This is a genomic window from Streptomyces sp. NBC_00582 (assembly GCF_036345155.1).
Classification (GTDB): domain Bacteria; phylum Actinomycetota; class Actinomycetes; order Streptomycetales; family Streptomycetaceae; genus Streptomyces.
On sequence record NZ_CP107772.1, the window covers coordinates 6,236,203 to 6,261,124 of the forward strand.

Genomic DNA, 24,922 nt, shown 5'->3' on the forward strand with positions numbered 1-24,922 from the left:
CCTCCCGCGCCCTTCCACGCCCTTTTCACGCTCTTCCACGCTCTTCCACGTTCTTTTCCGTCACGAAGTCCCGAAGTGGGTACCCCCATGTCTGAAACAGCCGTCAAGGCTCCCGGCGTCCCCGACGCCAACCGCTGGAAAGCCCTGGCCTTCATCGCCATCGCCCAGCTGATGGTCGTCCTCGACGCGACCATCGTGAACATCGCGATGCCCTCCGCCCAGCAGGACCTCGGCATCTCCGACGGCAACCGGCAGTGGATCGTCACCGCCTACGCCCTCGCCTTCGGCGGTCTGCTGCTCTTCGGCGGCCGCATCGCCGACCTGTGGGGCCGCAAGCGCGCCTTCGTCACCGGTCTCGCCGGCTTCGCCGCGGCGTCCGCGCTCGGCGGCGCCGCCACCAACGAGGCCATGATGTTCGGCGCCCGCGCGCTCCAGGGCGCCTTCGGCGCACTCCTCGCGCCCGCCGCGCTCTCCCTGCTCGCCGTGATGTTCACCGACGCCAAGGAGCGCGCCAAGGCCTTCGGCATCTACGGCGCGATCGCCGGCGGTGGCGGCGCGGTCGGCCTGATCCTCGGCGGGTTCCTCACCGAGTACCTCGACTGGCGCTGGACGTTCTTCGTCAACATCCCGTTCGCGATCGTCGCCGCGGCCGGCGCGTACTTCGTCATCCGTGAGCCCGAGGGCGGCCGCAACCGCTCCTCGCTCGACATCCCGGGCGTCATCCTGTCCACCCTGGGTCTGGTCTCCCTGGTCTACGGCTTCACCCGCGCCGAGTCCGACGGCTGGAGCGACTCCCTGACCGTCGGCATGTTCGTCGCCTCCGGTGTGCTCCTGCTCGCCTTCGTGATCGTCGAGGCGAAGGTCAAGGCCCCGCTGCTGCCCCTGCGCGTGATCACCGAGCGCAACCGCGGCGGTGTCTACCTCTCCCTCGGCCTCGCGATCATCGCGATGTTCGGCCTGTTCCTGTTCCTGACCTACTACCTTCAGGTCGTCAAGGGATACTCCCCGGTCAAGACCGGCTTCGCGTTCCTGCCGATGATCGCGGGCATGATCACCGGCTCCACCCAGATCGGCACCCGCCTGATGACCCGGGTCGCCCCGCGGCTGCTGATGGGCCCCGGCTTCCTGGTCGCCGCCCTCGGCATGCTGCTGCTGACCCGCCTGGAGATCGGCTCCTCCTACGCGGCCGTCCTGCTCCCGTCGATGCTGCTGCTCGGCCTCGGCATGGGTACGGCGTTCATGCCGGCGATGTCCCTGGCCACGTACGGCATCGAGCCGCGCGACGCCGGTGTCGCCTCCGCGATGGTCAACACCTCGCAGCAGGTGGGCGGCGCGATCGGCACCGCCCTGCTGAACACGATCGCCGCGTCCGCGACGACGTCGTACATCAAGGACCACATCGCGGGCGCCGCCTCCAAGCCCCAGCAGCAGCTCGTCCAGCTCGAGGGCATGGTGCACGGCTACACCAGCGCCATCTGGTTCGCCGTCGGCATCCTGGTCGCCGCCGCCGCGATCGCCCTGACCCTCATCAACGCGGGCAAGCCCGAACTGGGCCCGGCGACGGGCTCGACCGCACAGGACGAGGAGGAGGCCCTCCAGATCCCGGTGGTCGCTCACTGAGGTGAGGAGGAGCGCCCCGGAAGGGGCGCGGGGCTGGATCGGCATGCGGCTCCGCCGCGGGGGCGCCACCGGCCCCCGCGGCCCGCACCCGCACGACTAGCGGAGCCAGGGAAGATCCGCCCCCGCCTCGTCCGGCTGAAGCCCCTCGGCGATGATCTGCATGATCTCGCCGAGGGCTTTCTGCTGCTCCGCGCTGAGCCGGTCGAACACCGCGTGCCGCACCGCGGTGACATGCCCCGGCGCGGACCGCCGCAGCACGTCCAGCCCCTCCTCCGTCAGCACCGCGAACTGCCCGCGCTTGTCGGAGGGGCAGTCCTCACGCCGTACCCAGCCGCTCTTCTCCAGCCGGGCGACGGCGTGCGAGAGCCGCGAGCGGGTGATCTTCGCGTGCATGGCGAGCTCGGTCATCCGCAGCCGGCGCTGCGCGGACTCGGCGAGCTTCACCAGGAGGCCGTAGTAGATGTGCGGCATCCCCGCGTCCTTCTGGAGCTGCCGGTCCATGTGGTCCTCGAGGAGCATGCTCGCGTGGACGTAGGAGCGCCAGACGATCTGTTCCTCGTCGGTGAGCCATCGGGGCTCTTCGGCGGATGTGGATGCCTTCTTCATGGGTTCCACTGTAAGGGCACGCTCCTTGAAAATTAAACCATTCGGGAATATGCTGACGGGGGTTGACGTTTTAGATTTCAAGCAACGGTTCCGGAGGGAGCCGACCGGAAACCGGAGGGAGTAGCCGTCATGTCCGCCGCCACTCAGGAACGCATGCCCGCGCTGTATCTCAGTCATGGCGCTCCGCCGCTCGCGGACGACCCGATCTGGCCGGGCGAGCTCGCCGCCTGGTCCGCGGACCTCCCTCGCCCCAAGGCGATCCTCATGATCTCCGCCCACTGGGAGGAGGCCCCCCTCGCCCTCGGCGCCGTCGACCCGGTACCCCTCGTCTACGACTTCTGGGGCTTCCCCGAGCATTACTACCGGGTGACGTACGACGCACCCGGCGCGCCGGAGCTCGCCGAGAGCGTGCGAAAGCTGCTGCGCGCCCCCGGGATCCCCGTCCAGGACATCCCCGACCGCGGCCTCGACCACGGCGCCTACGTCCCGCTCGTCGAGATGTTCCCCGCCGCCGACATCCCCGTCCTCCAGGTCTCCATGCCGACCCTCGACCCCGTCCGGCTCATGGAGATCGGCCGCAGACTCGCGCCCCTGCGCGACGAGGGCGTCCTGATCGTCGGCTCCGGCTTCTTCACCCACAACCTCGCCGCGCTGCGCCAGGGCGGCATCCCCTCCTGGTCGGTGGAGTTCGACGACTGGGGCCGGCGCGCCATGGAGGCCCGCGACTGGGACTCCCTGCTGGACTTCCTCCACAAGGCCCCGGCCGGCCGCTACGCCCACCCGCGCACCGAGCACTTCGCCCCGCTCTTCGTCACCATGGGCGCCGCCGAGGTCTCCGGCGAACTCGACGCCCAGAGGTCGGTGATCGACGGGTTCTGGATGGGGCTCGCCAAGCGGTCGGTGCAGTTCGGCTAGGACACGGCCCGGGGACCCCGGAGCTCCTTCTCGTACCAGGCCACGTCCCAGTAACGGCCGAACTTGCGGCCCACCTCCCGATAGGTGCCGACGTACCGGAAACCGAAGCGTTCGTGCAGCCGCGTGGACGCTTCGTTCGGCTGCGCGATCCCCGCGTACGCCCGGTGCAGATCCTCCTCGGCGAGCGCCTCGAAGAGCGCCTCGTAGAGCAGCGTGCCGATACCGCGGCGCCCGGCGTGCGGGGCCACGTACACGGTCGTCTCCACCGAGGTCGCGTAGGCGGCCTTCGGCCTGTAAGGGCTGGATGTGGCGTACCCGAGAATCTCCTGTGAGTCCGCGTCCACGGCAACCTTCAGCCGGTACGGGCCGTCTTCAGGGTGGGAGAGCAGCCAGGGGCGGCGCTCCTTCGGAGTGAAGACCGCGGTATCGAATGTGAGAGGCGTCTCACGAACGTAGTGGTTGTAGAGGTCGGTGAGGGCTTCGAGGTCCCCCTCGGCTCCCGGCCTGACCTGCACCTCTGCGTGCTCCGACGCCATCGCATCTCCCCGTGTGGCCCGTCAGTGGCCGGACAGGGTACTGCACGATCAGAAAATTCGGGGTGCGGGTTGGGAATTCTGTCCTGATTCCAGTCGTTGTTTCCATCGGATGCAGGGCACACGAGCAGAGTCCCGAAGCGAGTCCCGGGACCACCGATCGAGTGCCCGGTGTCCACGGACCACCCGCTGACCCCACCATCGCAAGGGAGCACGCATGGCAACCCGTGCCGTCGCCCGTCGTCAGTCCGCCAGCGGCCGGACCGACGCGGCAAGCAGTGTTCGCGCCCATGGCGGCGAGATCGCCGACCGCGACCTGGTCGGCATGTACCTCGACGAGATCGCGCGCACACCGCTGCTCGACGCCGCCAAGGAAGTCGAGCTGTCCCAGATCATCGAGGCGGGTGTGTTCGCGCAGCAGGTCCTCGACGGGTACGAGGAGTCCCGTGCGGACGCCACCCGCGAGGAGCTCCAGGCCCTGGTCGCCGAGAGCGAGCGCGCCAAGGACGTCTTCATCCGCTCCAACCTCCGACTGGTCGTCGCCGTCGCCCGCCGCTACCCGCGCAGCGGACTGCCCCTCCTCGACCTGATCCAGGAGGGCAACGCCGGCCTGGTCCGCGCGGTCGAGAAGTTCGACTACCGCAAGGGCTTCAAGTTCTCGACGTACGCCACCTGGTGGATCCGCCAGGCCATCACCCGCTCGATCGCCGACCAGTCGCGCACGATCCGTCTGCCCGTCCACCTGGTGGAGGAGCTCGGCCGGATCCGCCGCGTCCAGCGCGAGTTCAACCGGGAGCACGGCCGCGACCCCGAGCCCCTGGAGATCGCCGCGGAGCTCGGCTCCACCCCCGAGCGCGTCACCGACGTACTGGACTGGGCCCGCGACCCGGTGTCCCTGAACATGTCGGTGGACGACGAGGGCGAGACCCAGTTCGGCGACCTCCTGGAGGACACCTCGGCGGTGTCTCCCGAGCAGTCGGTCCTCACGCTGCTGCGCAGCGAGGAACTCGACGGCCTGATCGACCGCCTCGACCCGCGGACCGCCTCCATCATCAAGATGCGGTACGGCATCGAGGACGGCCGTGAGCGCACCCTCACCGAGGTCGGCAAGGAGCACGGCCTGACCCGCGAACGCATCCGCCAGATCGAGAAGCACGCCCTGCTGGAACTGAAGAAGCTGGCCCGGGACACCGGGTTCGAGGCAGCGGCCTAGACGACGCCCCACCCGCCGACGCCACACCCGGAGCACGCAGGCACCGCCCGCGTGCGCCGGGTGGCGCACCCTCGCGCGAACATGGCGATACAACGTCGCTTCAACGCGGGAAGCCGCGGGAACAAGACCTCAGGACACGGCAGTCGCAGCCCGGAAGCGGGCCCGGCCGCCGTCCCGAGACACACTCCGAGACCCACCCCGAGACCACGTCCCGACGCACCATCCCCCCGGCGCCGGGACTTTCCCCGAGCCGGGCCTCGGCGCCTTCCCCCGGGCGCCGGGCCCGGCTCGCCCTCGTCACCCCGCCGCGTCACGCGCCCCGCATGCCGAGGTGGGCGGGCCACCCCGTACCTGAACCACGGGGTGGCCCGCCCGGATGGCAGATTGTGCCACATGGGCATAGCCTGACGAGCGTGAGCAGCTCCACCCCCGCCTCGGCCTCCCTGACCGAGCGGCGCAAGGCGGCGACCCGGACGGAGATCGCCAGGGCCGCGGCGGGCCTCTTCGTCGCCCGGGGTCTGCGGGCCACCCGCGCCGAGGACATCGCCCAGGCCGCCGGCATCGCCCCGCGCACCTTCTACCGATATTTCGCCACCAAGGAAGAGGCCGTCGCCCCCCTCTACGCGGCGGGCGCCCAGCGCTGGGTGGAAGCGGTCCGCGAGGCCCCGCCCGCACTCCCGCTCCCCGAGGCCCTGGCCCACGCGGTCCGGCACACCCTGGTCCCGGGCCGAGGCGTCTCCACCGCCTCCTGGGAATGGGTCCGCACCCTGATCCGCCTGGCAGCCGCCAGCCCGGCCCTGGGCAAGGTCTGGGCGGAGACCTGCCGGACCTCGGAGGAAACCCTGGCCCAGGTCCTCGCGGCACGACTCGCGGGGGAGAGCGGTGCCGACGGCGGCGACTTCGGGGACGGCGCTGCGGGGAGCGCCGCCGTGACACCTCACCTGCGTTTCGCGGCCGCCGTGGCGAGCGCCGCGATCCGTGTCGCCGTACAGAACTGGGCCGCGACCGACACCCCCGCCACCGCCCCCGACGGCCCGGCGGCGCTGGCGCTGCGCAATCTGGAGGCGCTGCGGGGATTCCCCTGGGAGACGGAACCCGCCCAAGACCGGCAGCGCCACCCCTCAGCGCGCGACTGACTCACTCGTCGACGGCGCGACCGACCCACCGGCCCTCCCCGCCCGCCCCAGCCGCGCCCCCAACTCCCTTACGTGCTCCACCAGTTCCTGAGGCTCCCGCACGGAGAACTCGTACCCCACCATCGCCAGCCGCACCGCCAGCCACTCCACCGGATCACCGGTCGTCCCCCGCAGCAGGCTCCCGCCCGCCCCGTCCTCCACCGGCCGGCCCAGCCACGCCGGCAGCCGCGCCGCGAGCTCCTCCGGCGACGCCTCGAACGTGACCTCGAACGCGTACGCGTGCGTATGCCCCTGCAGGGAACGCCGCAGATACTCCGCCGCGCTCCCCGTCGGCAGCTCCCGCGGCGCGAACCGGGCCCCGGTCGCGAACGGCTCGCTCACCCGGTCCACCCGGAACGTCCGCCAGTCCGCCCGGTCGACGTCGTACGCCACGAGGTACCAGCGCCGCCCCGTCGACACCAGCCGGTACGGCTCGGTCAGCCGCCGCGACCCCGTCCCGTCCTTCGCCCGGTACGCGAACCGCAGCCGCTCGTGCCCGGCGATCGTCGACGCCATCACGGTCAGTGTCTCCGGCGCGATGCTCGCCCCGTCCCCGCTGGTCAGCGGTGTGGTCGCGGCCTGGAGCGTGGCGACGCGACGGCGCAGCCGGGCCGGCAGCACCTGCTCCAGCTTGGCCAGGGCCCGCACGGACGCCTCGTCGACCCCCTCCACCGCGTGCCCGGCCCCCGCCCGCAGCCCCACCGCGATCGCCACGGCCTCCTCGTCGTCCAGCACCAGCGGCGGCATCGCCTTGCCCGCGACCAGCCGGTACCCGCCGTCCGCGCCCTTGCTCGCCTGCACCGGATACCCCAGCTCCCGCAGCCGGTCGATGTCGCGCCGCACCGTGCGCCGCGACACCCCGAGCCGGTCGGCCAGCTCACCGCCGGGCCATTCACGGGGCGTCTGGAGAAGGGAGAGCAACTGCAGCAGCCGTGCCGGAGTGTCCGTGGTCATGCCCCCGAGCATGCCGCAGAAGTAGGACGGCACCTGGCCTAGTCGGTGCCTTGTGGAACCAGAAGTCCGTTCATGCCCGAATCAAGCCCGAAACTGTTTACTTTCCAGAAATCCGGGCGTAGCCTCGCATCGAAACCACACGTTCGGGCATGAGTGGAAACGAACGGAAGCGAGCGGACATGTACGCACCGGAGCGGCAGCAGGAGATCCTGCGGCTCGCCCGTGAGGGCGGCCGGGTGGACGTCCTGTCGCTGGCCGAGGAGTTCCAGGTCACGGCGGAGACGATCCGCCGCGACCTGAAGGCCCTCGACCGCGCCGGCCTGGTCCGCCGGGTCCACGGCGGCGCCATACCGGCCGGACGCCTCGACTTCGAGCCGGACCTCGCCGAACGCGAGGGCACCTCCACCGACGAGAAGGACCGCATCGCCAAGGCGGCCCTGACGGAACTGCCCTCCGAGGGCACGATGATCCTCGACGCCGGCACCACGGTCGCCCGCCTCGCCGCCGCGCTCCCGCTGGAGGCCGAGCTCACCGTCGTCACCCACAGCCTCCCCATCGCGGCCCGCCTCGCGGACCACCCCGGCATGCAGCTCCACCTCGTCGGGGGGCGCGTACGCCACCGTACGCGCGCCGCCGTGGACGCCTGGGCCCTGCGCGCCTACGGCGAAATCCGGGCTGATGTACTTTTCGTGGCGGCCAACGGATTCTCCGCCGAGCACGGCCTGACCACCCCCGACCTCGCCGAGGCCGCGGTCAAGCGAGCGGCCGTCGCCGCCGCCCGCCGGGTCGTCCTGCTCGCCGACTCCGCCAAGCACGGCCAGGAGCACTTCGCCCGCTTCGGCGACCTGAGCGACGTGGACCTGCTGATCACCGACAGCGGGCTGAGCGACGACGACGCGGCCGCCATCGAGCGCGGCGGCACGGAAGTAGTACGAGCATGAGCGGCACCCTCCCGAGCCCCGGCGGCGTGATCCTCACGGTCACCCCCAACCCGTCCCTGGACCGCACCTACGAGGTGCCCTCCCTCGACCGCGGCGAGGTCATCCGCGCCACCGGCGAACGGATGGACCCCGGCGGCAAGGGCGTCAACGTCTCCCGCGCGGTCGCCGCCGCCGGACGGCGCACGGTCGCCGTCCTGCCCCTCGGAGGTGCGCCCGGCGCCCTCGTCGCCGACCTCCTCGACGCCCAGGGCATCGAGGTCGCCCCCGTCCCGGTCGCCGGAGCCACCCGCTCCAACATCGCGCTCGCCGAGTCCGACGGCGTACTGACCAAGATCAACGCACCCGGTCCCGAACTCTCCCCGGACGAGCAGGAACTCCTCCTGGAGACCGTGCGCGAGCAGTCCCGCGACGCCGACTGGATCGCCTGCTGCGGCAGCCTGCCCCGCGGCCTCGCCCCCTCCTGGTACGCCGAGGTCGTCGCCCGGGCGCACGCCGGCGGCGCACGGATCGCCCTCGACACCTCCGGGCGCGCGCTCCTCGAAGCGCTCCGCGAGCGGCCCGACGTCGTCAAGCCCAACGCCGAGGAACTCGCCGAAGCCGTCGGCCGCCCCCTGGCCACGATCGGCGACGCCGTGAAGGCGGCCGAGGAACTGCGCGAGATGGGCGCCCGTACCGTCCTCGCCAGCCTCGGCGCCGACGGACAGCTCCTCGTGGAGGACGCGGGCACCTGGTTCGCGACCGCCCGCGTCGACGTCGTCCGCAGCAACGTCGGCGCCGGCGACTCCTCCCTCGCCGGGTTCCTCATCGCCGGCGGCCGCGGCCCGGCGGCGCTCGCCTCCGCCGTCGCCCACGGCGCGGCGGCCGTCCGGCTCCCCGGCAGCGTCATGCCGACCCCGGGCGACCTCGACCCGTCGGCGGTGACCGTCACGGCCGAGGTGCCGCTGGACCGCGAACTGAGGGAGCCGACGTCATGACGACCCTCCTGTTACGCGCCGCCCACCCCTCTCCCCACCCCACCCCCACTCCCGTCCCCACCCTCACCCGCGCCCACCCCACGTCCCGGGCGATACGCGTGCGAAGGAGCCCGCGATGAGCGACATGATCACCGCGGACCTGGTCGACCTCGACCTGTCCGCCGACACCAAGGAAGCCGCGGCGCGGTCCCTCGCCGCCCGCATGGTGACCCGGGGCCGGGTGACCGACCTGGAGGGCTTCCTCGCCGACGTGGCCGCCCGCGAGGCCCAGATGCCCACCGGCCTCGACGGCGGCATCGGCATCCCGCACTGCCGCAGCGCACACGTCACCGAGCCGACCCTCGCCTTCGGCCGCAGCGCCACCGGCATCGACTTCGGCGCCGCCGACGGCCCCGCCGACCTCGTCTTCCTGATCGCCGCCCCCGCCGGCGCCGACGACGCCCACCTCACCATCCTGTCGTCCCTCGCCCGCCAGCTGATGAACACCGAGTTCACCGACGCCCTGCGGGCGGTCGCCGACCCGGCGGCCGCGGCGGCCCTGATCCGCGGCGACGAGCCCGCCGCCGAGGCCACCGACGCCTCCGCGGGCTCCGGCGAGGACTCCGTGTCGGTGTCGGCGGCGGCCTCCGCCGACACCGACACGGCCACCCCCGAGACCCCGGCCCGCCCCTTCCGGATCGTCGCCGTCACCTCCTGCCCCACCGGCATCGCCCACACCTACATGGCCGCCGAGTCCCTGGAGAACGCCGGCCGCGAAGCGGGCGTCGAGGTCACCGTCGAGACCCAGGGCTCGGCCGGCTTCACCCGGCTCGACCCGGCCGTCATCGCCGACGCCGACGGCGTGATCTTCGCCCACGACGTCCCCGTACGCGAGAAGGACCGTTTCGCCGGAAAGCCCACCGTCGACGTCGGCGTGAAGGCGGGCATCAACCGCCCCGCCGAACTGATCGCCGAGGTCCGCGGCAAGGCGGAACGCGGCGAGGCCACCGCCGCCGCCGCACCGGGTACGCCGGTGGAACGCGCCGGCGACTCCACCGAGGGCTACGGCACCAAGCTCCGCAAGTGGCTCATGTCCGGCGTCTCGTACATGGTCCCGTTCGTCGCCGCCGGCGGACTGCTGATCGCCCTCGGCTTCGCGATCGGCGGATACAAGATCAACAAGGCGCCGTCGGTCATGGACCACTTCGTGTGGACCCAGGGCGACAGCTGGGCCGCACTGCTCTTCCAGATCGGCGTCGTCTCCTTCGGCTTCCTCGTCCCCGTCCTCGCCGGCTACATCGCCTACGGCATGGCCGACCGCCCGGGACTCGTACCCGGCTTCGTCGGCGGCGCGATCTCCGTCACCATCAACGCGGGCTTCCTCGGCGGCCTCGCGGCCGGCCTGATCGCCGGCGGCGTCGTCCTGTCCATCCAGAAGGTGAAGATCCCACCGGCGGTACGCGGCATCATGCCGGTCGTGGTGATCCCGCTGATCTCCTCGGCGATCGTCGGATTCCTGATGTTCGTCGTCATCGGCAAGCCCATCGCCTCCGCCCAGAAGGGCCTGACCGACTGGCTCAACGGCCTCACCGGCTCCAACGCCGTCCTGCTCGGCGCCCTCCTCGGCCTGATGATGTGCTTCGACCTCGGCGGCCCCGTCAACAAGGTCGCCTACACCTTCGCCACCGCCGGCATCGCCGTCGCCAGCCCCAGCGACTCCGCCATGAAGATCATGGCCGCGGTCATGGCGGCCGGCATGGTCCCGCCCCTGGCCATGGCCCTCGCCACCACCGTCCGCGGCAAGCTCTTCACCGAGACCGAACGCGAGAACGGCAAGGCCGCCTGGGTGCTCGGCGCCTCCTTCATCTCCGAGGGCGCCATCCCGTTCGCCGCGGCCGACCCACTGCGCGTGATCCCCTCCTCGATGGTGGGCGGCGCGGTCACCGGCGCCCTGTCGATGGCCTTCGGCGCCACCCTGCGCGCCCCGCACGGCGGCATCTTCGTGGTCCCGCTGATCGGCAACCCGTTCCTCTACCTGGTCGCCATCGCGGCAGGCGTCTGCGTCACCACGGCCCTGGTCGTCGTCCTCAAGGGCCTGCGCAAGCCGGCCCCCGGCGGCACCCCCACCACGGCGATCCGCGGCGACGCCACCGCCACCCCGACGGAGACCAAGCAGCCCGTCGCGGCCTGACCCACAGACCCCGCGCCACCCACACCAGCGGCCGGCCGCCGCCCCACACAACGGGGCGGCGACCGGCCGCTCCGCCCGCGCCGGACCTCCAGCCGACGGTCAGGAAACCTGCGCCGCCCGCCGCTCCATCGCCTCCCGGGCGTCCGCCTCCGACGGATACACCTCGCACATGTGCCGCCCGTCGGGCGTCGCCGTGTGCTCCACCTCCCACAGGGAGATCTCCCGGCCGTCCCGCAACAAGAACGCGTGCTCGTACAACGAGAAGCCCAGACCCACCCGCCCCGCCCGGCAGGGCCGCCCGAACGCCTGCGTGATCTGGTGCGCGAACGCCGACCTGAGCAGCTCCGCGGTCTCCGCACCGGGCCGGTCGCCGTTCTCCGCGCGACGCAGCAGCCGACGCGCGTGGTCCGCCGAGTCGTCCGGCACATACACATGCCGAGGCGCCGAGACCGGCTCCAACGGCGCCAGCACCGGCAACTCGAAATCCGGCTCGTCCGGCGGCAACGGCAGCCGCGCGGTCGCCGTCCGCAACTCCTCCTCGTCGACGTACACCTCATGCTGCGGCTCACTGCCCGGGGCGGTGTTGTGCACCAGCTCCCACAGCGTCAACGCACACCCGTCGGCCAACAGCCAGGTGTGCCGGTACGTCTCACGGTGCAGGCCCGCGCTGTGATGCGCGGAGTGCAGCGAGCTGTCGTGCGCCAACGCGCAGTCGAGCCGCCGAAGGACATCGTCCGGCAGCTCGAACGAGTTCAGGGCACGACCGAGCAGTCGCGCGAGGTGCTCCTCCGGAGACTCGGGCGACTCGGCTGGTTCGTACGCTGCAGTCTCGTACGGAACGCTCAAGGTTTCTCCCGGCGTTGCTGCATGTCACCTTGTGGGTGCATACCGTAGCCCCTCGGTCCGACATCATGTCCGGGAACCGAGAAACCTACACCGGGGAAAACGCGCGAGCCGCGCGAAAAGTTCCCGCGCGGCCCCACGACCCGTCAGAAACCGCCGGTGAGAGGCCTCCCGCCCCGGAATACCGGCGTCCGTATCGCCCCGCTCAGACCGCGCTCCCCGCCGTCCAGTCGGCCCACGACAGATTCCATCCGTTGAGCCCGTTGTCCGGCGCCACCGTCTTGTCCGGCGAGTTCTTCACGATCACGACATCCCCGATCAGCGAGTTGTCGTAGAACCACTTCGCCGGCGTGTCACCCTGCGCCCCCTGCACATCCGCCAGCCCCACACACCCATGGCTCGTACCCTCGCGGCCGAACGGCGGATTGCCCTTGTTGTACCAGTAGTTGCCGTGGATGAACGTCCCCGACGTCGTCAACCGCATCGCATGCGGCACATCCGGAATGTCGTACTCCCCACCCAGACCGACCGTCTGGCTGTTCATCCGCGTCTGCGTGAACTTCTCCGAGATCACCATCTGCCCGTTGTACGTGGTGTGCTGCGGGCTGCCCGAGGAGACCGGCACCTTCTTCAGCACCTGCCCGTCCCGCACCACGGTCATCATCTCCGTGTCCACGTCCACCGTGGACACCTGAGAACGCCCGATCGTGAAACTCACCGTCTTCTTCTGCACCCCGTAGACGCCGTTCGCGCCCTCGACCCCGTCCAGGTCGATCTTCATCGTCACCTTGGAGCCGGCCTTCCAGTACTCCTCCGGCCGGAAGTCGAGCCGCTGTGCCCCGAACCAGTGCCCCACCACCTGCTGCCCACTGCTCGACGTGACCGTGATGTGCGACTGCACCGCCTTCTTGTCACCGATCACCTTGTCGAACGTGAACGACACCGGCATCCCCACCCCGACCGTCGTCCCGTCGTCCGGCGTGTACGTCCCGATGAAACTGTTGGCCGAGGTGACCGTGGTGAAGATGGAGTTCGCGGCGGCGACCTTCCCGCCCGCGTCCTTCGCGGTCGCCGATATCTCGTACTTCGTCCCCCGCTCCAACTGCTCCTTCGGCTTCCAACTGCTCCCGTCGGACGACAACACCCCCGCCACGGCCTGCCCCGACCCGGCCACCGTCATCTTCACCCCGGTCAGCCGCCCGTCACTGACCTTCACCCCGGTCGTGTTGATCGACGCCCCCGTCGAACCGTCCTTGGCCGAGATGACGATCTTCGCCGTGGACGTCCTGGGCGAGGACCCCCCACCACCCTTGCCGTCGTCACCGCTCTTGGCGTCGGCGCTTCCCCCACAGGCGGTCAGGGTCAGGGCGCCGACCACCAGGACGGCACAGGCTCCCAGTACGCGCCGCGCTGCTATGTCCGCCGTTGTCACGGGCTGCTCCCCCTTCATGCGATGTGCGTGATCCGCTCCAGTACGTGAGAAAGGAGGGCCCGGGCCCCCACCGGGGTTCCCTCCTTGGCCCAATGCACGCCATGACGTGACACAACGAAGACAATCCGCCCCCGCGCGCCCCCCCACCGCCCCTCAACCCCCGTACAACTCCGTGTACGACGGCCACGCCCCGCCCGGCCCCTCCACCGACTCCGCCGCACGCACGGCCCGCACGATCGCCCGCGTCACCACCTCGGCACCCGCCGCGAGCACGTCGTTCAGCGCCAACGGATGCGCCGGCACAAGCGGACGAGCACAGGTCGCCAAGGTGAACACCGTGTCGCCGTCATGCAGCAGATGCACCGGACGCACCGCCCGCGCGATCCCGTCGTGCGCCGTACCGGCCAGCTTCTGCGCCTGCGCCTTCGTCAGATCCGCATCGGTGACGACCACCGCGAGCGTCGTGTTCAGCGGGGGAGGGGCGTTCCGCGCCGCACTCTCCGCCAGACGCCGACGCGCCGCCTCATGCACCCGCGCCTCCGGATACTCCACCCGCCCCCCGAACAACTCCCCGTACAACACCCCCGTCTCCGGATCCGTCACCGACCCCACCGCGTTCGCCACCACCAACGCCGCCACCGTGATCCCCGAGCCGAGGACGACACTCGCACCACCGACCCCACCCTTCATCGCCCCGACCGCCGCACCGGTCCCGGCCCCCACACACCCCTCCGCCACCCGCGCCCCGAGCACGCTCGCCGCGGCCGCCTCGACCGCGGCCCGGCCGAGCGCCGCACCCGGACGGGCCCGGAAGTCCCCACCCCGCCCCAGATCGAAGACACACGCGGCCGGCACCACCGGCACCACATGCGCGGGATCCGGCCCCACCGGCACCCCGCGCCCCCGCTCCTCCAGCCAGGCCATCACCCCCGACGCCGCGTCGAGCCCATAGGCGCTGCCCCCGGTCAGCACGATCGCGTCCACCCGCTGCACCACATTGCGCGGATCCAGGGCATCGGTCTCCTTGGTACCGGGACCGCCACCGCGCACCTCCACAGCGGCCACCGCACCACCCTCCGGCGCCAGCACCACCGTCGTGCCCGTGAGCCAACCGTCGCCGACCCGGCCGGCATGCCCCACCCGCACGCCCACGACATCCGTCACAGCGTCAACTGTCATGCCGGCCAGTCTCGCCCAGCCCACGGCCCCCTGACCGCCACCTCAACCCGTCGGCCCCGACGCGGGCACCCCGCCGTCCCGCCCGGCCGCGCGCGCCGTCAGCGTCGTCCCCGTCGCCACCGCCAGCGCCGACACCAGGCCGGCCGCGAGCACCGCCCAGTCGCCGAGGAAGGTGCAGCCGATCACCAGCAGCGCCGTGCCCGGCAACACCAACTGCTGCGCCACGCCCACCTTGAAGTGACGGGCGTGCAGCGCCCAGACCGTCAGCAGATACAGGGCCGTCGGCAACGTCACCGCCGCCGACGCGGCGAGCGTCGACAGACGCGCCGTACCGACCGCCTGCTCCACCGCCACCTCCAGCCCCGCACCGATCGCCGCGGCAGAGGCGAACACGAAATAGTGACCGTAACCCCACAGGAACGACTGCCGGCTGGACCGCAGATGACTGTGAATCGGCACCACGAAGTAGATCCACCACGCGGCGAACACGATCAGCAGACCACCCACCGCGATCGGCAACAGCTCGCCCAGCGCGTCGCTCTCGTCCACCGCCGACTTCACGGCGACCGTCGCCGCCGCGATCGTCTCGCCCAACACGATGATCGTGAACAGCCCGTACCGCTCCGCGATGTGATGCGGATGCCAGGTCGTCGGATGGTCCTTCTCCGCGTACACCGGCACGCACATCTCGAGCACCGCCATCACCAGGAACAGCCACGCCCGGCCGCCCTCCGGCAGCACCAGCAGCCCCACCCAGCCCACCTGGCACAACAGCACGCCCCCGGCGTAGCGCAGCGCCATCGTCCGCTCCGGGCCTTCGGCCGACCACGCGACGCGCAGCCACTGCCAGCTCAGCGCGAACCTCATGATCGCGTAGCCCAGCCAGACGGCCGCGAACTCGTGGTCCTCGAACGCCCGCGACACCCCCGCCGCCAGCACCAGCACCCCGGCGATCTGCACCAGCGTGACCACCCGGTACAGCACGTCGTCGTTGTCGTACGCCGACGCGAACCACGTGAAGTTCATCCACGCCCACCAGATCGCGAAGAACACCATCGCGTAGTCGAGGATGCCCTCCCCCGCGTGGGACTCGGCCACCGCATGCACCAACTGCATGCCCGCCTGGGCGACGGCAACCACGAAACACAGGTCGAAGAGGAGCTCGAGCGGGGAGGCGACCCGATGCGCCTCCCCGCGCCCCCGCGCGGTGAGCCTGCGCAGGGGTCTCGCACGATCGCGAGCAGTACTGGACGTCATGGGTCACAGCACAGCAGACGAGCGGCGGAAAGTCCTGGTCCTCGGAGCCGTACCCTGGAGGCATGAGCACTCCCTCCGCCCCCGAGCAGCGCGACCCGAAGGCCGCGCTGGTCTTCGACGACCCGCTGGACCAGCAGTCCTCGGACGACACGGACGGCGGCTGGGGCGAGCGGCCGGCCCCGTCCGGCGACAGCGCCGCCGACCTCAGGCGCTTCCTCGACGAGAAGCCGCCGCACCACCTCTGAACAGCGCCGCACCACCTCCGCAGGGCGGCGACTACCGTCCGGAGGGTCCCCGCTGGGCGACCATCACGTCGCGGATCTCCTTCAGCACCTCCAACTCGGTCACCTCGATGACCTCCTGAGTGCCCTCCCGCGCCTTCCTGCGGGCCTCCACCCGCGCCAGGTACTTCGCCATCGGCAGCACCATCAGGAAGTAGACCACCGCCGCGGTGATCACGAAGTTCAGCGCCGCGCCGAGGACGGCGCCCCACAGGATCGGCACACCGCTCGTGACCGTCCCGTCCGCCGCGACCTTGCACGGGGCCTCGAGGCAGGAACTGTAGCTGTCGAGGCTCTTGGTCCCGATCGCCCCGACCAGCGGATTGATGACGCCCTTCACCACCGAGTTCACGATGTTCGTGAAGGCTGCGCCGATCACCACCGCCACGGCCAGATCGACGACGTTCCCTCGCATCAGGAAGGCCTTGAAGCCGTGCCAGATGCTCGGTTCCTTCTTTTTCTCGCTCACCGCGGGAACTCTCCTCGTATGGACGCTTTGTGGCACGCGGGGTGGCACAAGTTGTGGAACGAACAGCTCCGCAACCTACGTCACCCTGAGCCGCGTGCGCCCAATTCGGTGGCTCCCAGGAATGACTTGACCTCTTCTTCACCACACGGTCACCGCCAACCGGGCAGACGCGCTCGCACCCGCCAGGCGGGTCGCCGTGGACCGGGACACCGACAGCACGACCAGCGCGCCACCGTCACCGTCGTCCACGGACGAGTCCGGCGGCTCCGGCACCTTCGTCACGAGCACCCCGCGCGCGACCACCCGGGCCTCCAGGGCCGCCGCCGCAGGGGCGACGGCGGGGACGGCGATGACATCGACCCGGTCACCGGGCCGCAGCAGCCGGACGGTCGCCGCGTCGGCGATCCGCACGGGCGCCGTCACCTTCACCCGCCCGCTCGCCGCACGCCCCCGGACGGGTCCACCCGACGAGGAGTGCGCGCGGACGGGCGGGCCGGAGTCGGGACGCCCGCGCGCCGGAGCGGGGCCACTGCCCCCGGGGCCCGCCGCCACCAGCGCGGCGGCGGTGACGGCGAGGCCGAGTGCCACCGCACGCTGCCGGTTCCGCACCAGCCGACGCAGCAGGCACCACCCGCCCTTCACCCGCACGGGAGCGAACTGCGGCACCTCGCACGGCGGCGGAACGGGAGGCGAGGGAGAGGACGGGGAGGAGGCTGACGGAGAGGAAGGGACGTGGAGCAACGGGACCACCACCTGCGACGAGGGAACGGCTAGCCAGGCCACGATGCCCGCTGCCGCCGATGCCCGCCGGAGCCGGTGGATCATCCACCGGTTGGGGAAAACTCCGTCACCCGAACGACGAGTTCCGCTATGGCAGTTCCGCTACGGCAGCTCGAACCCCGGATCCATCCCGCCCAGCGCCTTCCCGCACGCGCAATCCCGTTCCTCGGTCGCCGGCAGCGCCGCCACCGCGTCGAACAGGACGCCCCGCAGCCGGTCCACGTTCGCCGCGAACACGGTCAGCACCTCCTCGTGCGACACGCCCTCACCGGACTCGGCACCCGCGTCCAGATCGGTGACCAGGGTCAACGACGTGTAGCACAGCTCCAGCTCCCGGGCGAGCGCCGCCTCCGGATGACCTGTCATGCCCACCACGGACCAGCCCTGCGCCTGGTGCCACAACGACTCGGCACGCGTCGAGAACCGGGGCCCCTCGACCACGACCAGCGTCCCGCCGTCCACCGGCTCCCACTCCCGCCCACGCGCCGCCTTCAGCGCGGCCGCGCGCCCGGTGGGGCAGTAGGGGTCGGCCAGCGACACATGCACCACGTTGGGCACCGTACCGTCGGGCAACGGCAGCCCGTCGAAGTAGGTCCCCAGCCGGGACTTCGTACGGTCGACCATCTGGTCGGGCACCAGCAGCGTGCCGGGCCCGTACTCGGCGCGCAGTCCGCCCACCGCACACGGGCCCAGGACCTGGCGCGCCCCCACCGACCGCAGCGCCCACAGATTGGCCCGGTAGTTGATGCGGTGCGGAGGCAGATGGTGCCCGCGCCCGTGACGCGGCAGGAAGGCGACCCGCCGGCCGGCGATCTCGCCGAGGAAGAGGGAGTCGCTGGGCGCCCCGTAGGGGGTGTCCACCTGGATCTCGGTGACGTCGTCGAGGAACGAGTAGAAGCCCGAGCCACCGATGACGCCGATCTCTGCGTTCGCCATGACCAGCACACTAGCCGGAATCGAACACGGTCAGTTCCCGACCATGGAAACACCGAGGACCCCGCCGTCGTACGACGGCAGGGTCCAAGGAGGAGGCGTTACGCGGCGGAGGTGCCCGCCGAGGTCCCCGAGCTCGACTTCGAGTCCGAGGAGGACGACGAAGACGAAGAGGACGAGGCGTCCGAGGAGGAGGTCGAGGAGGTCGACGACTTCGACGACGCCGGCGAGCTGCTCGACGAGGAGCCGCGGCTGTCGTTGCGGTAGAAGCCGGAGCCCTTGAAGACGATACCGACCGCGGAGAACACCTTCTTGAGGCGGCCACCGCAGTTGGGGCACTCGGTCAGGGCGTCGTCCGTGAACTTCTGCACCGCCTCGAGGCCCTCGCCGCACTCGGTGCACTGGTACTGGTAGGTCGGCACTGTCTTCCTCCTGGCACTCTCACTCAATGAGTGCTAACGACGATCCATAGTGACGCATTCCTGAGGATCAGTCCACTGTCACCGGCACGCGGTGACCGACGCCACGTGCGACCGTCCGGCTGCGGGGGTGCCCCACCAGCTGCGATCGCAGCGCCAGAAGGGTGCCCAGGGCGAGCAGTGTGCCGCCCATCGGCACCAGGAATCCGGCACCCTGCCAGAGGCGGTCCTCCAACTGGCCGGCGACCGTGACGGCCGCCGCCTGCCCCAGCGCGACCGCGCCCGTCAGCCAGGTGAACGCCTCGGTGCGCGCCTGGGCCGGGACCAAGCCCTCGACCAGCGTGTAGCCCGTGATCAGCGCCGGTGCGATGCTCATGCCGACCAGCAGGCCCAGGCCCGCCAGCACGAGCACCGAGTGCGCGGCCCACAGGCCGGAGGCCGTCACCGCCAGGGCGGCGTATCCGACGACCAGGCGGTGCTGCGGGGCGGTCCTCCAGGCGAGGGCACCGCAGACCAGGCCGGAGATCATGTTGCCCGCGGCGAACGTGCCGTACAGGACGCCGTTGAGGCCGGGCTCGCCGATCGACTCGGTGAACGCGGCCAGCGAGACCTGCATGCCGCCGAAGACCGAACCGATGCCCAGGAAGGTCACGACCAGCACCCGCACACCCGGGATGCGCAGCGCCGAAGCGTGCTCCACGCGCGTGTGCCCGGCGGCGGTCTGCGGCTGGGTGCTCTTCTGCGCGGCGAACAGCAGACCCCCGAGGAGCGTCAGTGAGGCCTCGGCGATCAGCCCCGCGGCCGGGTTCACCGCCGTGCACAGGGCCGTCGCCAACAGGGGGCCGACGACGAAGGTCAGCTCGTCCGTGACGGACTCGAAGGCCGCCGCAGTGGTCATCAGCGGCGAGCCCTTCAGCTTCACACCCCAGCGGGCCCGCACCATGGGCCCGATCTGCGGCACCGAGGCGCCCGTGGGCACCGCTGCCACGAACAGCGCCCACAGGGGCGCGTCCGCCAGGGCGAGCGCGGTCAGGGTCAGCGCCGACAGGGCGTGCACGAGGACGCCGGGGACCAGCACGGCGCGCTGCCCGTAACGGTCGGCGAGGCGCCCGCCGTAGGGCGCGCACAGCGCCATGGAGACACCGGTGACCGCGGCGGCGGCGCCTGCCGCGCCGTAGGAACCGGTGGTGTGCTGCACGAGCAGCACGATGGAGAGGGTGAGCATCGCGAACGGCTGGCGCGCCGCGAAGCCGGGGAGCAGGAACGTCCATGCGCCACGTGTGCGCAGCAGGTGCCTGTATCCGATGGAGACCGTGGACGCCACGGCCCGTGCCTTTCTGCCGCCTGGTAGCGCGACCCCACTGTGCGGGCGAGGGGCGCCGAGAGCTGTCCTCTTGCGCTACTGCGGTAGATACCGGGCCCGTGAGGGAGGCGTCCCGGCCGCCATACGGTCGCGCCAGCTCTGCGTCAGGCAGAGTTGGTTCGATCAAGGTGCGCGTTCATCGTACCGGCCCTGGCGTGCTGATGGCCTGTGAGAGTGAGCACTGCGAAACGTGCCCTTAATGTGGCGTGGAACCTGCCCGGGCGCGGCGCGGGAGGTTCCTCAGCGGTCTGTGCCCGTGCCCAGCCAGCCGGCCAGCTTGCCCCCGTGTCCGACGGCGCGCAGGCGCTTCTCGGCGGCGTCGCGGACGGGGTCGGTGGCGACGACGAGGAGTTCGTCGCCGTGTCGCAGCACGGTGGTCGGCAGCGGAACGAACGATGTTCCTTCGCGGACGACGAGGGTGACGGCGGCTCCGGCCGGCAGTCGCAGCTCGTTGACCTCGACGCCGTGCATCTTCGACCCGTCGGGGATCGCGACCGACAGCAGATGGCCGCGCAGCCGCTCCAGGGGCGCGGACTCGACCCCGAGGTCGGCGGCCTCGGAGTCCTCGCCCAGGCGCAGCTTGCGGGCGAGCCACGGCAGCGTCGGGCCCTGCACCAGGGTGTAGACGACGACCAGGACGAAGACGATGTTGAAGATGCGACGGCTGGCCTCGATGCCGCTCACCATGGGGATGGTCGCCAGGATGATGGGGACGGCGCCGCGCAGCCCCGCCCAGGACATCAGGGTCTGCTCCTGCCAGGGCACCCGGAACGGCGTCAGGCACAGCATCACGCTCAGCGGACGCGCCACCATGGTCAGCACCAGGCCGATGACGAGCGCGGGCCACACGTCGTCGCCCAGTTCGTGCGGGGTGACCAGCAGGCCGAGCAGGACGAACATGCCGATCTGGGCGATCCAGCCGAGCCCGTCGGCGAACCCCCGCGTGGCGGGCCAGTGCGGCAGCTTCGCGTTGCCCATGACCATGGAAGCGAGGTAGACGGCGAGGAAGCCGCTGCCGTGCGCGAGGGCGCCGGCCGCGTACGCCGTGACGGCGATCGCCATGACGGCGATCGGGTAGAGGCCGGAGGCGGGCAGCGCGACATGCCGTAGGCCCCAGGAGCCGAGCCAGCCCACGGCGAGTCCGACGGCGGCGCCGATGGCCAGCTCCAGGGCTATCTCACCCAACAGCACGTACCAGTGCTCGACGGGGCCGGTCTGGGAGAAGGCGACCACCAGGATGACCACCGGGGCGTCGTTGAACCCGGATTCGGCCTCCAGTGTGCCCGTCACGCGCGCGGGGAGCGGAATCCGGCGCAGGACGGAGAAGACCGCCGCCGCGTCCGTGGAGGACACCACCGCTCCGATGATGAGGGACTGCCGCCATTCCAGTCCGGTGAGAAAGTGCGCGCCGGCCGCGGTGACCCCCACACTCACCGCGACGCCGCCGAGCGCCAGCGCGGAGGCAGCCGGAAGGGCCGGCTCGATCTCCTTCCACTTCGTGCCGAGACCGCCCTCGGCGAGGATCACGACCAGGGCGGCGTAGCCGATGACCTGGGTGAGTTCGGCGTTGTCGAAGCGGATGTCCCCGATGCCGTCCTGACCCATGAGGACGCCGATGCCGAGGTACACGAGCAGGCTGGGCAGCCCGCTGCGCGAGGAGATCCGGACCGCCGCGACGGCGACGAGCAGGACGAGCGAGCAGACGAGCAGGAGCTGGTTGAGGTGGTGGACGGTCAGCGGCGGTTCCCTTCCCTGGCGCGCACGACTCGCGCGCGGGCGCACATGTACATGGGACACGAGGCGGTCCGCCCCGAGCCCAACTACTTCATTACCTTACCTAACTCTTGACGATTTCTTGATGCTCGGCGAGGCAAGATCGAACATCCTTCCGTGCTGGTACCCGACTCCGCGTCAAGTGGCGCAGACCCCTGCGCCTATGGTTGCTCCAGCACTCCAGGACCGCCTGCCGCTCGCGTTAGGACAGCAAGGACAGCGATGCCCCCCAACACCACCGCCACAACGGGTGACAAGCCCGGCAAGTCCGGCAGGAAGAAGGGGCGAAAGGCCCGTCTTATCGTGCTTGTACTGGTGCTGGCCGTCATCGGCGGCATCGCTTTCGGCGCCTACTGGTCCATCAGCACGGTCCGCGCCTCCTTCCCGCAGACCAAGGGTTCGATCACGCTCGACGGCCTGTCCGGGCCCGTCGACGTGAAGCGGGACGGCTACGGCATCCCGCAGATCTACGCGTCCTCCGACGAGGACCTGTTCATGGCGCAGGGCTACGTCCAGGCGCAGGACCGGTTCTACGAGATGGACGTGCGCCGCCACATGACGTCCGGACGCCTGTCGGAGATGTTCGGCAAGAGCCAGGTCGACAACGACGAGTTCCTGCGCACCCTGGGCTGGGACCGGATCGCCAAGGAGGAGTACGACACCACGCTGTCGGACTCCACCAAGAAGTACCTCCAGGCATACGCCAAGGGAGTCAACGCCTACCTCAAGGGCAAGGACGGCGCCGACATCTCCCTGGAGTACGCGGCGCTGGGCTTCACCAACGACTACAAGCCGGCCGAGTGGACCCCGGTCGACTCGATCTCCTGGCTGAAGGCGATGGCCTGGGACCTGCGAGGCAACATGCAGGACGAGATCGACCGCGCCCTGATGACGAGCCGCCTCGGCCCGCAGCAGATCGCCGACCTGTACCCGGATTACCCGTACACGGTCAACGGTGAATCGAACACGATCGTCCAGCAGGGCGAGTACGACGAGCTCACCAAGGCGTTCAAGGACAGCGACAGCGCGAGCAGCGGAACCGGCGACACCTCCACCGGCGGCTCGGCGTCCACGAGCGGCTCCACGGGCACCGGCGGCTCGACGACCGGCTCCGGGACCTCCGCGGACACCACGGGCCTGCAGGGCCAGCTCGAGGGCCTCTACGACGTCCTGGACGACCTGCCCACGGCCGTCGGCGTGAACGGCAACGGCATCGGCTCCAACTCCTGGGTCGTCTCCGGGAAGTACACGATCACGAAGAAGCCGCTGCTGGCCAACGACCCGCACCTGTCGGCCTCGCTGCCGTCGGTCTGGTACCAGATGGGCCTGCACTGCCGCACCGTCTCCAGCGACTGCCAGTACGACGTCACCGGCTACACCTTCGCCGGCATGCCCGGTGTGATCATCGGCCACAACCAGGACATCGCCTGGGGGATGACCAACTCGGGCGTCGACGTCACCGACCTCTACCTGGAGAAGCTCTCCGGCGACGGCTACCTCTACGACGGAAAGACGAAGCCCTTCATCACGCGCACGGAGACCATCAAGGTCGCCGGCGGCAGCCCGAAGAAGATCGTCGTCCGCCAGACCGAGGACCACATGCCCCTGCTGTCCGACCGCAGCAAGGAGCTCGTCAAGGTCGGCCAGAAGGCCACCGTCGACAACGCGGCACCCGACCGCGGCGACGGCTACGGCGTCGCCCTGAAGTGGACCGCGCTGGAGGCCGGCACCACCATGGACGCCGTCTTCGCCATGGACAGGGCCAAGGACTGGGACGACTTCCGCGCCGCGGCCAAGAAGTTCGACGTGCCCTCGCAGAATCTGATCTACGCCGACACCGAGGACAACATCGGCTACCAGCTGCCCGGAAAGATCCCCACGCGCGCGAAGGGCGACGACGGCTCGGTCCCGGTGGCGGGCTGGGACTCCGACAACGCGTGGACCGGCTACATCGACTTCGACGAGCTGCCCTACGAGCTCAACCCGAAGCGCGGCTTCATCGTCACCGCCAATCAGGCCGTGGTCGACCCGGACAAGTACCCCTACACGCTCACCACGGACTGGGGCTACGGCACCCGCAGCCAGCGCATCACCGACCTGATCGAGAACAAGATCAAGGGCGGCGGCAAGATCTCCACCGACGACATGCGCCAGATGCAGATGGACAACAGCAGCGAGATCGCCAAGCTGCTCGTCCCCGTCCTGGTGAAGATCAACATTGACGACCCGGACGTCCGCGAGGCCCAGGACCTGCTCCAGGACTGGAACCGCACCCAGGACGCCGACTCGGCGGCGGCCGCCTACTTCAACGCGGTGTGGCGCAACATCCTCAAGCTCGCCTTCGGCAACAAGCTGCCCAAGGAGCTGCGCGTCGAGGGCCAGTGCCTGTGGGTCGACCCCGCGAACGCCACCCACGCCGTGGACGACACGGCGAAGGTCCGTGAGTGCGGCCAGCGCGAAGCCGACCAGGCGCAGCCGGACGGCGGCGACCGCTGGTTCCAGGTCGTGCGCGACCTCATGGACAAGCAGGACAGCGACTGGTGGACCACGCCCAAGTCGGCCACCGGCCGCGAGGGCGCCGACCACAACCGCGACGACCTGTTCAAGCGCGCCATGATCGACGCGCGCTGGGAGCTCACCGCGAAGCTCGGCAAGGACATCGACACCTGGAGCTGGGGCCGGCTGCACCGCCTGTTCCTGAAGAACCAGACCCTGGGCACGAGCGGCCCCGGCTTCCTGCAGTACATCCTCAACCGCGGCCCCTGGAGGCTCGGCGGCGGCGAGGCGGCGGTCGACGCGACCGGCTGGAACGCGGCCGGCGGCTACGGCGTCGTGTGGGTGCCGTCGATGCGCATGGTGGTCAACCTCGAGGACTTCGACAAGTCGAAGTGGATCAACCTCACCGGTGCCTCCGGACACGCCTTCAGCGCCCACTACACCGACCAGACCGGCAAGTGGGCCAAGGGTGAACTGCTCGACTGGTCCTTCTCGCAGAAGGCGGTCGACAAGAGCACCAGCGACACCCTGGTGCTCAAGCCGTGACCGGCTGAACGCGGCAGCACGAGGGGCCCTTCACGCACGCACGCGTGAAG

22 protein-coding genes are annotated in these 24,922 nt (G+C 70.7%); 9 read left to right on the forward strand and 13 right to left on the reverse strand.

The window, feature by feature from the left end:
- Positions 1-87: 87 nt before the first annotated feature.
- Positions 88-1,620 carry an MFS transporter gene (locus OG852_RS28055; protein ID WP_133912239.1) on the forward strand — a complete coding sequence of 511 codons (1,533 nt, stop codon included), beginning with the start codon at positions 88-90 and terminating at the stop codon, positions 1,618-1,620.
- Positions 1,621-1,716: 96 nt separating this feature from the next.
- Here the strand turns inward: OG852_RS28055 and OG852_RS28060 are convergent, their stop codons facing one another.
- A complete protein-coding gene (locus tag OG852_RS28060) occupies positions 1,717-2,226 on the reverse strand; it encodes a MarR family winged helix-turn-helix transcriptional regulator (protein WP_133912240.1) in 510 nt (169 codons plus the stop codon).
- Positions 2,227-2,355: 129 nt separating this feature from the next.
- Here OG852_RS28060 and OG852_RS28065 point away from each other — a divergent pair, with 129 nt between their 5' ends.
- Positions 2,356-3,141 (forward strand): dioxygenase family protein, encoded by a 786-nt coding sequence (locus tag OG852_RS28065; RefSeq protein ID WP_133912241.1) that lies wholly within the window; start codon positions 2,356-2,358, stop codon positions 3,139-3,141.
- On the opposite strand, the gene OG852_RS28070 is transcribed toward OG852_RS28065, so the two are convergent.
- Positions 3,138-3,677, reverse strand: a complete 540-nt coding sequence (locus tag OG852_RS28070; protein WP_133912242.1) for a GNAT family N-acetyltransferase — start codon at positions 3,675-3,677, stop codon at positions 3,138-3,140. The genes OG852_RS28065 and OG852_RS28070 overlap by 4 nt on opposite strands.
- Before the next feature lie 214 nt (positions 3,678-3,891).
- Here OG852_RS28070 and OG852_RS28075 point away from each other — a divergent pair, with 214 nt between their 5' ends.
- The gene (locus OG852_RS28075; protein ID WP_133912243.1) at positions 3,892-4,887 is read left to right on the forward strand and encodes a sigma-70 family RNA polymerase sigma factor; all 996 of its coding nucleotides are present in this window, start codon (positions 3,892-3,894) and stop codon (positions 4,885-4,887) included.
- A 443-nt stretch (positions 4,888-5,330) separates the two neighbouring features.
- Positions 5,331-6,023, forward strand: coding sequence for a TetR/AcrR family transcriptional regulator (locus OG852_RS28080; RefSeq protein ID WP_330351506.1), 693 nt, complete (start codon positions 5,331-5,333; stop codon positions 6,021-6,023).
- Here the strand turns inward: OG852_RS28080 and OG852_RS28085 are convergent.
- Positions 6,009-7,016: a helix-turn-helix transcriptional regulator gene (locus tag OG852_RS28085; protein ID WP_330349326.1), complete on the reverse strand. Its 1,008-nt coding sequence runs from the start codon at positions 7,014-7,016 to the stop codon at positions 6,009-6,011. The two genes, OG852_RS28080 and OG852_RS28085, sit on opposite strands and share 15 nt — an antisense overlap.
- 179 nt (positions 7,017-7,195) lie before the next feature.
- Between OG852_RS28085 and OG852_RS28090 the strand changes: the two genes are divergently transcribed.
- The 3 genes from OG852_RS28090 to OG852_RS28100 all read left to right on the forward strand — a co-directional run bounded on the left by OG852_RS28090 (position 7,196) and on the right by OG852_RS28100 (position 11,101).
- Positions 7,196-7,957 (forward strand): DeoR/GlpR family DNA-binding transcription regulator, encoded by a 762-nt coding sequence (locus tag OG852_RS28090; RefSeq protein ID WP_330351507.1) that lies wholly within the window; start codon positions 7,196-7,198, stop codon positions 7,955-7,957.
- A gap of 26 nt (positions 7,958-7,983) precedes the next feature.
- Positions 7,984-8,931, forward strand: a complete 948-nt coding sequence (gene pfkB / locus OG852_RS28095; protein ID WP_330351508.1) for a 1-phosphofructokinase — start codon at positions 7,984-7,986, stop codon at positions 8,929-8,931.
- A 115-nt stretch (positions 8,932-9,046) separates the two neighbouring features.
- Positions 9,047-11,101: a PTS fructose transporter subunit IIABC gene (locus tag OG852_RS28100; RefSeq protein ID WP_330349327.1), complete on the forward strand. Its 2,055-nt coding sequence runs from the start codon at positions 9,047-9,049 to the stop codon at positions 11,099-11,101.
- 99 nt (positions 11,102-11,200) lie between these two features.
- Here the strand turns inward: OG852_RS28100 and OG852_RS28105 are convergent, their stop codons facing one another.
- The 4 genes from OG852_RS28105 to OG852_RS28120 form a co-directional block, all read right to left on the reverse strand.
- Positions 11,201-11,947: a DUF6227 family protein gene (locus OG852_RS28105; RefSeq protein ID WP_133912247.1), complete on the reverse strand. Its 747-nt coding sequence runs from the start codon at positions 11,945-11,947 to the stop codon at positions 11,201-11,203.
- Between the two features lie 202 nt (positions 11,948-12,149).
- The gene (locus tag OG852_RS28110; protein ID WP_133912248.1) at positions 12,150-13,376 is read right to left on the reverse strand and encodes a L,D-transpeptidase; all 1,227 of its coding nucleotides are present in this window, start codon (positions 13,374-13,376) and stop codon (positions 12,150-12,152) included.
- A gap of 153 nt (positions 13,377-13,529) precedes the next feature.
- Positions 13,530-14,555, reverse strand: coding sequence for a P1 family peptidase (locus tag OG852_RS28115; protein ID WP_330349328.1), 1,026 nt, complete (start codon positions 14,553-14,555; stop codon positions 13,530-13,532).
- Positions 14,556-14,597: 42 nt separating this feature from the next.
- A complete protein-coding gene (locus OG852_RS28120; protein ID WP_330349329.1) occupies positions 14,598-15,812 on the reverse strand; it encodes a low temperature requirement protein A in 1,215 nt (404 codons plus the stop codon).
- Positions 15,813-15,874: 62 nt separating this feature from the next.
- Here OG852_RS28120 and OG852_RS28125 point away from each other — a divergent pair, with 62 nt between their 5' ends.
- Positions 15,875-16,057 (forward strand): hypothetical protein, encoded by a 183-nt coding sequence (locus OG852_RS28125; protein WP_133912251.1) that lies wholly within the window; start codon positions 15,875-15,877, stop codon positions 16,055-16,057.
- Between the two features lie 31 nt (positions 16,058-16,088).
- Here the strand turns inward: OG852_RS28125 and mscL are convergent, their stop codons facing one another.
- The 6 genes from mscL to OG852_RS28155 all read right to left on the reverse strand — a co-directional run bounded on the left by mscL (position 16,089) and on the right by OG852_RS28155 (position 21,854).
- Entirely contained in the window at positions 16,089-16,562 is a 474-nt protein-coding gene (mscL, locus tag OG852_RS28130) for a large conductance mechanosensitive channel protein MscL (protein WP_133912252.1), read from the reverse strand.
- A gap of 138 nt (positions 16,563-16,700) precedes the next feature.
- Positions 16,701-17,228, reverse strand: coding sequence for an RcpC/CpaB family pilus assembly protein (locus tag OG852_RS28135; RefSeq protein ID WP_443064569.1), 528 nt, complete (start codon positions 17,226-17,228; stop codon positions 16,701-16,703).
- Between the two features lie 216 nt (positions 17,229-17,444).
- Positions 17,445-18,278 carry an S-methyl-5'-thioadenosine phosphorylase gene (locus tag OG852_RS28140; protein ID WP_133912254.1) on the reverse strand — a complete coding sequence of 278 codons (834 nt, stop codon included), beginning with the start codon at positions 18,276-18,278 and terminating at the stop codon, positions 17,445-17,447.
- A 98-nt stretch (positions 18,279-18,376) separates the two neighbouring features.
- On the reverse strand, positions 18,377-18,697 hold the full coding sequence (locus OG852_RS28145) for an FmdB family zinc ribbon protein (protein ID WP_330349331.1): 321 nt from the start codon (positions 18,695-18,697) through the stop codon (positions 18,377-18,379).
- Between the two features lie 67 nt (positions 18,698-18,764).
- Positions 18,765-20,018, reverse strand: coding sequence for an MFS transporter (locus OG852_RS28150; RefSeq protein WP_330349332.1), 1,254 nt, complete (start codon positions 20,016-20,018; stop codon positions 18,765-18,767).
- Positions 20,019-20,297: 279 nt separating this feature from the next.
- Positions 20,298-21,854, reverse strand: coding sequence for a potassium/proton antiporter (locus tag OG852_RS28155; protein WP_330349333.1), 1,557 nt, complete (start codon positions 21,852-21,854; stop codon positions 20,298-20,300).
- 198 nt (positions 21,855-22,052) lie between these two features.
- Between OG852_RS28155 and OG852_RS28160 the strand changes: the two genes are divergently transcribed.
- Positions 22,053-24,872 carry a penicillin acylase family protein gene (locus OG852_RS28160; RefSeq protein WP_330349334.1) on the forward strand — a complete coding sequence of 940 codons (2,820 nt, stop codon included), beginning with the start codon at positions 22,053-22,055 and terminating at the stop codon, positions 24,870-24,872.
- Positions 24,873-24,922: the final 50 nt, after the last annotated feature.

What these genes read in the sequence shown, in the direction of transcription:
- OG852_RS28125 (WP_133912251.1), top strand. Translation starts at nt 15,875, where the DNA reads ATGAGCACTCCCTCCGCCCCCGAGCAGCGCGACCCGAAGGCCGCGCTG.
- OG852_RS28160 (WP_330349334.1), top strand. Translation starts at nt 22,053, where the DNA reads ATGCCCCCCAACACCACCGCCACAACGGGTGACAAGCCCGGCAAGTCC.
- OG852_RS28100 (WP_330349327.1), top strand. Translation starts at nt 9,047, where the DNA reads ATGAGCGACATGATCACCGCGGACCTGGTCGACCTCGACCTGTCCGCC.
- OG852_RS28075 (WP_133912243.1), top strand. Translation starts at nt 3,892, where the DNA reads ATGGCAACCCGTGCCGTCGCCCGTCGTCAGTCCGCCAGCGGCCGGACC.
- OG852_RS28085 (WP_330349326.1), bottom strand. Translation starts at nt 7,016, where the DNA reads ATGACCACGGACACTCCGGCACGGCTGCTGCAGTTGCTCTCCCTTCTC.
- OG852_RS28140 (WP_133912254.1), bottom strand. Translation starts at nt 18,278, where the DNA reads ATGGCGAACGCAGAGATCGGCGTCATCGGTGGCTCGGGCTTCTACTCG.
- OG852_RS28090 (WP_330351507.1), top strand. Translation starts at nt 7,196, where the DNA reads ATGTACGCACCGGAGCGGCAGCAGGAGATCCTGCGGCTCGCCCGTGAG.
- OG852_RS28120 (WP_330349329.1), bottom strand. Translation starts at nt 15,812, where the DNA reads ATGACGTCCAGTACTGCTCGCGATCGTGCGAGACCCCTGCGCAGGCTC.
- OG852_RS28060 (WP_133912240.1), bottom strand. Translation starts at nt 2,226, where the DNA reads ATGAAGAAGGCATCCACATCCGCCGAAGAGCCCCGATGGCTCACCGAC.
- OG852_RS28055 (WP_133912239.1), top strand. Translation starts at nt 88, where the DNA reads ATGTCTGAAACAGCCGTCAAGGCTCCCGGCGTCCCCGACGCCAACCGC.
- OG852_RS28115 (WP_330349328.1), bottom strand. Translation starts at nt 14,555, where the DNA reads ATGACAGTTGACGCTGTGACGGATGTCGTGGGCGTGCGGGTGGGGCAT.
- OG852_RS28065 (WP_133912241.1), top strand. Translation starts at nt 2,356, where the DNA reads ATGTCCGCCGCCACTCAGGAACGCATGCCCGCGCTGTATCTCAGTCAT.
- OG852_RS28070 (WP_133912242.1), bottom strand. Translation starts at nt 3,677, where the DNA reads ATGGCGTCGGAGCACGCAGAGGTGCAGGTCAGGCCGGGAGCCGAGGGG.